8 protein-coding genes and 1 pseudogene are annotated in these 10,363 nt (G+C 69.9%); 1 reads left to right on the top strand and 8 read right to left on the bottom strand.

From position 1 onward, the window contains the following. Nucleotides 1-255 precede the first annotated feature (255 nt). Nucleotides 256-2,058 (bottom strand): ABC transporter ATP-binding protein/permease, encoded by a 1,803-nt coding sequence (locus I0Q12_RS19060; protein WP_197253591.1) that lies wholly within the window; start codon nt 2,056-2,058, stop codon nt 256-258. A 107-nt stretch (nt 2,059-2,165) separates the two neighbouring features. Beyond that, nucleotides 2,166-2,741, bottom strand: coding sequence for a potassium channel family protein (locus tag I0Q12_RS19055; protein WP_197253558.1), 576 nt, complete (start codon nt 2,739-2,741; stop codon nt 2,166-2,168). Between the two features lie 239 nt (nt 2,742-2,980). Here I0Q12_RS19055 and I0Q12_RS19050 point away from each other — a divergent pair, with 239 nt between their 5' ends. Further along, on the top strand, nt 2,981-3,328 hold the full coding sequence (locus tag I0Q12_RS19050; protein ID WP_197253556.1) for a UBP-type zinc finger domain-containing protein: 348 nt from the start codon (nt 2,981-2,983) through the stop codon (nt 3,326-3,328). 60 nt (nt 3,329-3,388) lie between these two features. On the opposite strand, the gene I0Q12_RS19045 is transcribed toward I0Q12_RS19050, so the two are convergent. From I0Q12_RS19045 to I0Q12_RS19020, 6 genes and pseudogenes are all read right to left on the bottom strand, one after another. After that, nucleotides 3,389-4,426 (bottom strand): isopenicillin N synthase family oxygenase, encoded by a 1,038-nt coding sequence (locus I0Q12_RS19045; RefSeq protein WP_197253554.1) that lies wholly within the window; start codon nt 4,424-4,426, stop codon nt 3,389-3,391. A gap of 91 nt (nt 4,427-4,517) precedes the next feature. Further along, complete coding sequence (locus I0Q12_RS19040) at nt 4,518-5,657, bottom strand: cation:proton antiporter (RefSeq protein WP_197253552.1); 1,140 nt, start codon at nt 5,655-5,657, stop codon at nt 4,518-4,520. 16 nt (nt 5,658-5,673) lie between these two features. Then, entirely contained in the window at nt 5,674-6,453 is a 780-nt protein-coding gene (locus tag I0Q12_RS19035; RefSeq protein ID WP_197253550.1) for an acyl-CoA thioesterase II, read from the bottom strand. Beyond that, complete coding sequence (pyk, locus tag I0Q12_RS19030; RefSeq protein ID WP_197253548.1) at nt 6,450-7,871, bottom strand: pyruvate kinase; 1,422 nt, start codon at nt 7,869-7,871, stop codon at nt 6,450-6,452. Before pyk ends, I0Q12_RS19035 begins: the two co-directional genes overlap by 4 nt. 175 nt (nt 7,872-8,046) lie before the next feature. Continuing rightward, complete coding sequence (locus I0Q12_RS19025) at nt 8,047-9,516, bottom strand: glutamate synthase subunit beta (protein ID WP_197253546.1); 1,470 nt, start codon at nt 9,514-9,516, stop codon at nt 8,047-8,049. Further along, nucleotides 9,509-10,363, bottom strand: a pseudogene (locus I0Q12_RS19020) (glutamate synthase subunit alpha); the annotation flags it as partial. The pseudogene I0Q12_RS19020 and the gene I0Q12_RS19025, both read right to left, overlap by 8 nt.

Below are 10,363 nucleotides of genomic sequence, written 5' to 3'. Positions count from 1 at the left end.
GCCGCACTGCACTCGGACTGCGGACATCGAGAATGCCGAATGCTCTGTGCTGCTTACAGAGTCGGCGTCCACACCGAAATGCTCCCCACTCGCGAACCGGTGACCTGAGGGCCAAAGGCTGCGCGAACGTGTCAATCTTATCCGCTGTGACATACATCTCGCAACGGAACTGTGATCTGCGACATTCCATGGAGGGCTTTGGTCCCCAATCGGAGACCCATTCGCAACACGAAATCCGTTACGGTGCCTAAGTTGTCACCGCACGCGATCGGTGACGGCCCACTGTCCACCGCCGCGGAGTTCGAGGATCCGGTCGTGGAATCCGTCGAGCGTGCTCCGATGACCGACACTCACGATCACCGACTCGGGCAGCGCCTCCCGCAACGTGCGATACAGCGAGTTCTCGAGTCCTTCGTCCACGGCGGCAGTCGCTTCGTCGAGGAACACGATCGCCGGTTCCGCGAGCAGGATGCGCGCGAAGCCGAGGCGCTGCTGCTCCCCGGGCGACAGGATGCGGGTCCAGTCCGCCGGCTCGTCCAGCCGGCCCACCAGGTGCCCGAGTTGGACCCGTTCGAGAACCCGGCGCAGCGCGGCGTCGTCCCTGCCGGTCTCGGCAGCGTCGGCCGGGTCCGGATAGGTGAGTGCGTCGCGCAGCGTACCTAGCGGCATGTAGGGCTGCTGCGACAGGAACAGCGCGTCACCGGCGGGGCGCCCGACCGCGCCGTGCGCGTGCGGCCACAGCCCCGCGACGGTGCGCAGCAGGGTGGTCTTCCCGCTGCCCGACGCACCGCGCACGAGCAGCGCCTCGCCCGGCTCGACGTTCAGCGACAGGTCCGTGACCAGCGGGTCCCCGGCGGGGGTGGTGACGGACAGACCGCTCAGGTCCAGACGCTCCCCCTGCTCGGTCGCGGCGAGCGTGGGCAGCTTCCCGGCTCGATCGGTCGTGTCGAGCAATCCCGTGAGACGGATCGTGGTGGCCCGGAACGCCGCGAAGTCGTCGTAGGACTCACGGAAGAACGACAGCGAATCGTGCACCTGACCGAACGCGTTGGACGTCTGCATCACGTCGCCGAGGGTCACCTGACCGGCGAACAGCCGCGGGCCCTGGACGAGAAACGGGAAGATCACCGAGAGCTGATTGACGGCGAGGTTGAAACCGTTGAACTTCAGGGTCCGGAACACCAGTCGCCACCAGTTGCGGATGACCGCCGAGAATTTCGCGAGCAGGCCACCGCGTTCGACGGGTTCCCCGCGGTAGAACGCGATGGACTCGCCGTACTCGCGCACCCGGACCAGCGCGTAGCGATAGGTCGCGCCGAGTTTCTCGTTGAGGAAGTTCAGCCTGATCAGGGGCCGCCCGATCCAGAACGCGACCGCGGTGGTGACCAGGACGTAGATGAACACGAGAAAGACCATCAGGCGCGGAATCTCGACGCCGAAGAGCGTCATCGGACCGGACAGGTCCCAGAGGATGCCGGTGAAGCTCACGATCGACAGCACCGCGTTGACCGCCCCCATCGACAGGACACGGGTCGTGGTGACGAAATCCGTGATGTCGACCTGGATCCGCTGGTCGGGGTTGTCGACCGGGTCGTCGACGAAACGCTCACGGTAGTAGGCCCCGGAATCGAGCCACCGATCCACGAGCCGTTCGTTCAGGTGGGTACGCCAGTTGATGTCGAGGGTCTGGCTGACGAGATAAACGACGAGGGCGCGCAGCACGTGCACCGTGGCGAGGAGCGCGAAGATTCGCATGAATCGCCAGAACGCCGGTTCGTCGAGATTCTGGATCGCCGTGTAGAAGTCGTTGTACCAGTAGGAGAACAGCACGTTCATCCGCACCGCGAACACCGTCAGGAACAGCACCAACGCGGCCAGGCCGACACCGGCCGTTCCGGTGCGGGGATCGAAATACGACGCCGCGATGCGCCACCATTGGCGTCCCCAGCGGGTGAAGCGCACCAGCGCCGCGATCACGGCGACGGACACGACGAGCGTGATGACGAAGGCCTTCACCGTCCACAGGGCGCTGTCGACGACGACCGTTGACCACTCCACCATTCCGGACCCCCGTTTCATCGACGATCGCCGGGTTCCGGACAAGGATCACCCGCGGCGGCGGGCGGACATGCGGAAATGGGGAATTCTTCGGCAAGGAGTCCGGATCAGCCGATGCCGCGCTGCCGCCGCCGCCATTGCACGGCCGCGGACAACACGCGGATGCCGACGGCGATGAGGATCAGGTTGGCGATCATCTGCACCGAGACCACGACCCGTGCCGGTTGGGTGACGGCGGCGATGTCACCGAAGCCGACGGTCGCGAACACGGTCAGGCAGAAGTAGAGGGCGTCGATCCGGGTCAGTGGCTCGTCGAAGCTGCCGGCGCTCACCACCGACATCCGGAAGTACACCGTCGCGAACAGCATGAGGTAGAACGCGACCACGGTCGTGAGCGCCTCGATCGCCTGCGCCCCGGGATATTCGGAGGCCATGATCCGGCGGAGCTGCCACCAGCCCAGGGCGACGACCACGAGAAGCCCTGCGGCAAGCGCCACCGCGGCGGACAGGTCGCCGACGTGGTCGAGGGGCACGAGGAAGTAGACGAGCAGCAACCCCACCGTGGTCAGGGACGGACGAGCCAGGGCGTAGAAGACGATCCGCCACCGGTCCCGTCGCGACAGCGGTTCGGGTCGACCGGAAGCGTCGTCCGGCGGGCTCGGCGACCCTGCCGCTTCGACCATGGCGCCACCTGATTTCCGCGAGCGTGGGTGACCAGCAACGCAACGGATTCAGGGTAGGCGACTCCCCGGCACCTGGTAGCGGTGTCGAGGAAACCCTGGGAAATGCGCTCGCGACGGGTCTTCGCTGATCAACCCGATCGAATGCCGCCACCGGAAATCGACCTGTTCCTCCAGCGCGGACGATAGCGTCGACTCAACCGTGAACGGGGTGTCGCCGACCGCACCGGAGGGAGCGAGAATTGACCGAGATCGAGGGAATTCGCCCGGACGTGCCGCCGAGCGGCCCGGGCTGCGTGGACTGCGACTCGGACGGCGGGTGGTGGGTGCATCTGCGGCGCTGCGCCGAGTGCGGGAACATCGGTTGCTGCGACTCATCACCGGGACAACACGCGACGGCGCACGCCGCTGCGAGCGGGCACCCTTTCATCCAGAGCTACGAACCCGGTGAGGACTGGTTCTGGAACTACCGGACCGAGCAGATGTACGAGGGGCCGGAGTTGGCACCGCCGCGACATCATCCTCTAGACCAACCCGTCCCCGGCCCCGCGGGCAGGGTCCCGGCGGACTGGGAATCCCGCATCCACTAACGCCTGGTCGTGCGCGGTTTCGGTGGCCACAGCTACCGGAACCACGCACGAGCGCGGGGGTCAGGGGGTGGACCCACGCAGAGCGGGTGAGTTCAACAGGCCCGCGTGGTACCGCTCGGTCACGTTCGGATGGGCGCGCAGCCGGGACTTGAGCGCGTTCAGGCCGTACACCGAATGCAGGGTGCCGCCGTGTTCGTCGGTGCCGACGCCGCGGGCGTTCGCCGCGAGCTCGGGCGGCAGCGGGACGGTCGGCAGTTCCTTGTCGAGCCCGGGGTTGAGGAAGAAGGGCAGCGAGATCCGGTCGGTGCCGGGTTCCGGCGGCAACACCCGGTGCGCGGTGGCCTCGAGGTAACCGCCGGTGGCCAGTTCGAGCAGTTCCCCGATGTTGACGATGAAGCAGCCCGGTTGCGGAGCCACGTCGATCCAGGTGCCGTCGCGGTCGACCTGGAATCCGGTGCTGCCCGGTTCCGGATACAGCAGGGTGAGGACGCCGACGTCTTTGTGGCTGCCGACGCCCTGCCCGGTGACCGACCGGTCGTGACCGGGATACCGGACGATCTTGAGCAGCGGATCGGGATCGGCGAAGGCGTCGTCGAAGAAGTCGGCGGGGGCACCGAGCGACTCCGCCCAGGCGCGCAGCAGGACGATCCCGACGGCCTGCGCCTGGTCGATCCACCGCAGCGCGAGCTCCCGCAGCTCGGGCAGCTGCGCCGGCCACAGGTTCGGACCGTGCAGCACCTCCCACGGCTTCGCAGGATCGATCTCGGTGACGGCCGCACGTTCGGGCCCGATGTCGATCTGCTCGCGCCAGTCGACGTAGCCCTGGGTGCGTTCCCCACCGATGCGGGTGTAGCCGCGGAACTGCGGCGAATGCGAGTTCTCGATCTCGAGTTTCGCGGCATCGGGCAACGCGAAGAACGCGCGGGCCGCGGTGATGAGGTCCGCGGCGAGCGCCGGATCGATGCCGTGGCCGGCCAAGTGGAAGAACCCGATCTCGTGGGTCACCGTGCGGAGCCGGGTGAGCAGATCCGCGCGGGCCTCGGCTCCGCGGTCGAGGTCCGCGAGGTCGATCACGGGCAGCGTGGTGGTCGCCGACATGACGTTGAGTCCTTTCCGAAGCCGCACGAGTACGCGACCCCGATTCGAGCAACAGCAGCCGAACTCGGGACATTCCGCGGGTCGGGGGCGGTCACGGCTCCACGGCGTCCCGGCCGCGAGGTGTCGCCACCGCCGCCGCGATCGCGGCCACAGCGATCGTGACGAGCGCCCCCAGAACCAGGGCGGCGGCGTCGGCCCGCGACAGCAGGCCCCCGGCGAGGCCGATCGCGACCGCCGCCAGCGGGATCCCCAGCTGGGTCGCCGACAGCGCGCCGAGCGCGACCGGCTGACCGGTGACGCGCGGCACGAGGTGCACGAGCACCGCGACCGCGCCGAGCGCCAGGCCCAGCCCGATCCGGGACGGATCCTCCGCCAGCGCCCGGACGTCGATGGACGCCCCGATCCACACGTAGAAGACGGGGGCGAAGAACCCTTCGGTGACCGCGAACAGCTGGCCGGCGAGCCGCCGCGGTTCCCCGACCCCGGCGACCGCGAGCCCGAGCGCGAACCCGGCGAGCATCACCGACACGTGCGTCCACACCGCGAGGGCACCGAGCCCGAACAGCACCGCCAGGCTTACCCGCAGTTCGACGGCGAGCTTGCGGTCCTTGGACACGTTGTGGACGCGGCGCTGCACGCCGGTGCGGTCCAGCTGCCGTAGCACGAGGAACACCACCGCCGCGCACGCGATCACCGCGAGCGAGCCGAGCCCGGCGCGCAGCGCTGCGGGCGGGTCGATGACGAGCGGCAACGCGACGATGCAGACGGTGTCGGCGACCGCGACCTGCACGAGCAGCGCCAGCAGTTCGTGCCCGCCGATTTCGGACGCGTCGACGATCGGCAGAACCAGCGCCGCCGACGACGACGCCAGCAGCACCGCGAACAGCGCCGCGTGCGGCGCATCGAACAGCCACGCGAGCCCCGCCCCGGCGGGCACTGCGACCGCACCGACGAGCGCGGCCCGCGCGATCCCCCGCCGCAGCGCCGGACGCAGCCGGGCGTCGCGGATCGGCACGTGGGTGCCGGCGAGGAACATCACCAGCGCGAAACCCACCTGCGCGACCGCGTCGAGGGTCGGTTCACTCGCGTCGATCCAGCCCAGGCCGCTGACTCCGACGACGACCCCGGCGAGTAACTCGCCGAGCACGAGGGGCAACCGGACACCGCTGCGGGCCGCGGGCAGCGACCCGACGATCGCGATCACCATGACGAGCGCGAGGCTCGCGAACATCGCCGCTACCGCCCGTTCAGCGCCGGGACGGGAAGTGCTTGATGATCCCTTCCTGGACCACGGTGGCGACGAGTTCGCCGTCCAGATTGAAGTAGCGGCCGGTGGCCAGGCCGCGCGATCCGGCGGCGACCGGGGATTCGGTGGCGTACAGGTGCCACTGGTCGAACCGCGGCGGCCGATGGAACCAGATGGAGTGGTTCGCGGCGACGTGCAGCAGCGGATCGTCCGGCAGTTCCCCGTCGGTGCGCATCCACACCCGGTTGTGGTTGAGCTTCTCGCCGGTGCCCTTGAGGATCCACGCGGGATCGTTCGCGTACCGCATGTCGATGGGTTTGAGGGCGTTCACGAAGCCGGGCAGGTGCTCCTCGTAGCCTTCGAGATGGTCACCGATGGGCGGCAGCGCCTCCGGGTACGGCACCTCGGGGACCGTCACCGCGTGTTCGAGTCCCTTGCCCCATTTCTGGTAGGCCGCGAGCATGACGAACAGTTCCTCGTCGCCCTGATAGGCGGTGACCATGCGATTGGCGAAGTCGCGCCCGTCCCGGTGCCGCGCGACCCGGTATTCGATGGGTTCCTCGACGTTGCCACCGCGGATGAAGTGGGCGTTGAGCGCGTGGATCGGCCGGTCACCGGTGGTGCGGCCGGCGGCGACGAGCGCCTGTGCCACGAGCTGTCCGCCGAAGGTCCGCAGACCGGTCTGCGGCGGGTGTGCTCCACGGAAAACGTCCTCCTCGGTCTGCTCGAGATCGAGCAGACCGAGGAGGACGTCGAGGTCCGTCGCCTCGATACCTGTCAACGAGTGTCCTTCTCCCCCAGCCTGTGCACGTGGATCAGGTTCGTCGAGCCGGAACGTCCCGGAGGGGCACCGGCCACGATCACCACGAGGTCGCCACGCTGGTAGCGACCCAACGACAGTAGCGCCGCGTCGACCTGTTCGACCATCTGATCGGTGGTCTGCATCGGTTCGACGGAGAACGTCTCGGTACCCCAGGTCAGCGCGAGCTGATTGCGGATGGCAGGGACCGGGGTGAACGCGAGCAGCGGCAGGTGGGTGTGCAGGCGCGCGAGCCGGCGCACGGTGTCGCCGGACTGGGTGAACGCGACCAGGGCCTTGGCATCGAGGCGCTCGCCGATGTCGCGGGCCGCGTAGGAGATGACACCGCGCTTGGTGCGGGGCACGTGGGTCAGGGCGGGCACCTCCGTCGAATCGGACTCGACGGCCGCGATGATGCGGGCCATCGTCCGGACCGTCTCGACGGGGAACTTGCCGACCGAGGTTTCGCCGGAGAGCATCACCGCGTCGGCGCCGTCGAGCACCGCGTTGGCGACGTCGGAGGCCTCGGCGCGGGTGGGCCGCGAGTTCTCGATCATCGACTCGAGCATCTGCGTGGCGACGATGACCGGCTTGGCGTTCTCGCGGGCGATCTGGATCGCCCGCTTCTGCACCAGCGGCACCTCTTCGAGCGGCAGTTCGACGCCGAGGTCGCCGCGGGCGACCATCACCGCATCGAACGCGAGGACGACGGCTTCGAGGTTCTCGATCGCCTCGGGCTTCTCGAGCTTGGCGATGACCGGGACCCGGCGGCCGACACGGTCCATCACCTCGTGCACGAGTTCGATGTCGGCGGGCGAACGCACGAACGACAGGGCGATGAAGTCGACACCGAGCCGCAGCGCGAATTCGAGGTCCTCGATGTCCTTCTCGGACAGGGCGGGCACGGAGATGTTCATCCCCGGCAGCGACACGCCCTTGTTGTTGCTGACCGGTCCGCCTTCGGTGACGCGGCAGACGACGTCGTTGCCCTCGACCGCTTCGACGACGAGCCCGACCTTGCCGTCGTCCACGAGCAGACGGTCGCCGGGGACGGCGTCCTGCGCGAGTTCCTTGTACGTCGTCGAGACCCGGTCGTGGGTGCCGTCGACGTCGTCGACGGTGATCCGCACGACCTCACCGTTGGCCCATTCGGTGCGGCCTTCGGTGAAGCGGCCGAGGCGGATCTTCGGTCCCTGCAGGTCGGCGAGGATGCCCACGGCGTGTCCGCTGGCTTCGGCCGCCGCGCGGACCCGGTTGTAGTGGGCCTCGTGCTCCGAGTGTTCTCCGTGGCTGAAGTTGAGTCGGGCCACGTCCATGCCGCCTGCGACGAGTTCCTTGAGGACCTCGGGGTCGGCGGTGGCGGGGCCCATGGTGCAAACGATCTTGGTGCGTCGGGTCACGGGTCGAGCCTAGTCCCCCGGCAGCGGGGTGACGACCGCGGTTGGAGGGCGCTGGAACCCAACTCGCGCGTAACTTACGACAACCCGCCGCACGGGACGGGTAGCGCGCTGCTCGTGTGAATTGCGCCACCCCTGGCGGCACTCGATTCGGTGCCTGTGGTTCCGGCCGATGCCCTCAGCCCGTGGTCAGCACTCGCGAATCCGGGGTGACCGGTGCGGGCAACCGGGACCGGCCGGTCAGGTAGGTGTCGACGCCGCGCGCGGCCGCGCGGCCCTCGGCGATCGCCCACACCACGAGCGAGGCGCCGCGGTGCGCGTCTCCGCACACGAACACTCCCGGTTCGTCGGTCTGCCAGTCGGCGCCGCAGTCGAGGGTGCCGCGTGCGGTGGTCGCGGGGCCGTCGTCGACCAGCCTTCCGGGTCGCACCCCGTCGAATCCGATGGCGAGCAGCGCGAGATCGCACGGGATCTCGAATTCCGGGCCCACCCGGGTGCGGTGTGCGTCGACCTCGGCGACCACCAGTGCCCGCAGCCGGCCGTGGTCGTCGCCGACGAACCGTTGCACGCCGACCTCGAAGCGTCGTTCGCCGCCTTCGGCGTGCGCCGGCGTGGTGCGCAGCACCCACGGGACGAGCGGCCACGGACTGCGGTTCTCGTCGCGGGTGTCGGGGGGCCGGACGCGGTAGTCGAGCTGGGTGATCGACGCGGCGCGGTGGCGGTGCGCGGTGCCGAGGCAGTCGGCGCCGGTGTCGCCGCCACCGATTATCACGACCCGGCGTCCAGCCGCGTGGATCGGGGTGGGGCCGTCGCCTTCGCAGTCGTGGTTGGCCGCGACCAGGTAGTCCATGGCCTGGTGCACGCCGGACAGGTCACGGCCGGGCAGGTCCATGTCGCGGGTGGCGCCCGCGCCGACCGCGAGGACCACCGCGTCGAAGTCGGCGCGCAGGCGGGCGAGGGTGGGGTCGGTGCCGACCTCACAGCCGGTGCGGAACCGGGTGCCTTCGGCGCGCAGTTGCGCGATACGACGGTCGATCAGCGCCTTGTCCATCTTGTAGGCCGGGATGCCGTAGCGGAGCAGCCCGCCGAGCCGGTCGTCGCGTTCGAACACCGTCACGGCGTGTCCGGCGCGGGTGAGCTGCTGCGCGGCGGCCAGCCCCGCCGGACCGGAGCCGACGACCGCGACCGAGCGTCCGGTGCGGTGCCGCGGCGGTTGCGGGGTGACGGTGCCGTCGGCGAAGGCGTGGTCGGCGATGGCCATTTCGATCTTCTCGATGGTGACGGCCGCGGCGGGATCGGACAGCGCCAACACGCAGGCCGATTCGCACGGCGCCGGGCAGATGCGCCCGGTGAACTCGGGGAAGTTGTTGGTCGCGTGCAGGCGGCGGGAGGCCTCGGCCCACAGGTCACGGCGCACCAGATCGTTCCATTCCGGGATGAGGTTGCCGAGCGGGCATCCGGCGCTGCCGGAGTGACAGAACGGGATGCCGCAGTCCATGCAGCGGGTGGCCTGGTCGCGGATGAGGCGGTCGTGTTCGGCGGCTGCGATCGGCACGGCGATCTCCGCCCAGTCGCGGGTGCGCTCCCCGACCGGCCGGTGCGGGGGTTCGATCCTGCGGTACCGCAGGAAGCCGCGCGGGTCAGCCACCGCCGGCTCCTGCGGTGGCGGGTTCGCTGCGCTGCTCGGCGGCCCGCACCCGCGCGTAGTCGACCGGCAGGATCGTGGTGAATCGCGCTGCGGCGCAGGGCCAGTGGACGAGCAGTGCGGCGGCGATCGGGGATCCGGTGCGGTCGCGGTGGGCGGCCAGCAGTTTCCGCAGCGGCTCGAGGTCGCCGGGTTCGACCGCGGTCAGGTGCACCGAGTCCCGGTTGACACGGACCGGGGCGAGGTCGAGCACGTGCGCGAGACCACCGGACATGCCGGCGGCGAGGTTGCGCCCGGTGGCGCCGAGGATCACCACCCTCCCACCGGTCATGTATTCGCACGCGTGGTCGCCGGCGCCCTCGCACACGGCGTCGGCGCCGGAGTTGCGCACCGCGAAGCGTTCGCCGACGCGTCCGCGCAGGAACACCTCCCCGCTCGTCGCGCCGTACAGCAGGGTGTTGCCGGCGATGATCTGCGTGTGCGCCGCGAAGTGGGCGGTCGGGTCGGGTCGCACGACGACACGTCCGCCGGACAGCCCCTTGGCGACGTAGTCGTTGGCGTCGCCGGTGACGGTGATCGTGATGCCGGGCGGGAGGAACGCACCGAGGGACTGGCCGGCGCTGCCGCGCAACTCGACGCGGACGGTGTCGTCGGGCAGGCCGGCCCGCCCGTGGCGGGCGGCGATCTCGGCGCCGAGCCGGGTACCGACGGTGCGGTCGGTGTTGCGCACGCGCGCCTCGATCCGCACCGGGCGGGAGCCGGTGAGGGCATCGGCGGCCGCGGAGATGAGACGGTCGTCGAGGGTCTCGCCGGCCGGGGGCGCGGCGGGCCGGGTGCGGCGGCGCTGCGG

Origin of the sequence: Rhodococcus sp. CX (assembly GCF_015865005.1) — a bacterium.
In the GTDB taxonomy this organism is placed as follows: Bacteria; Actinomycetota; Actinomycetes; order Mycobacteriales; family Mycobacteriaceae; genus Rhodococcus.
This window is presented reverse-complemented; position numbering and strand designations above follow the sequence as displayed.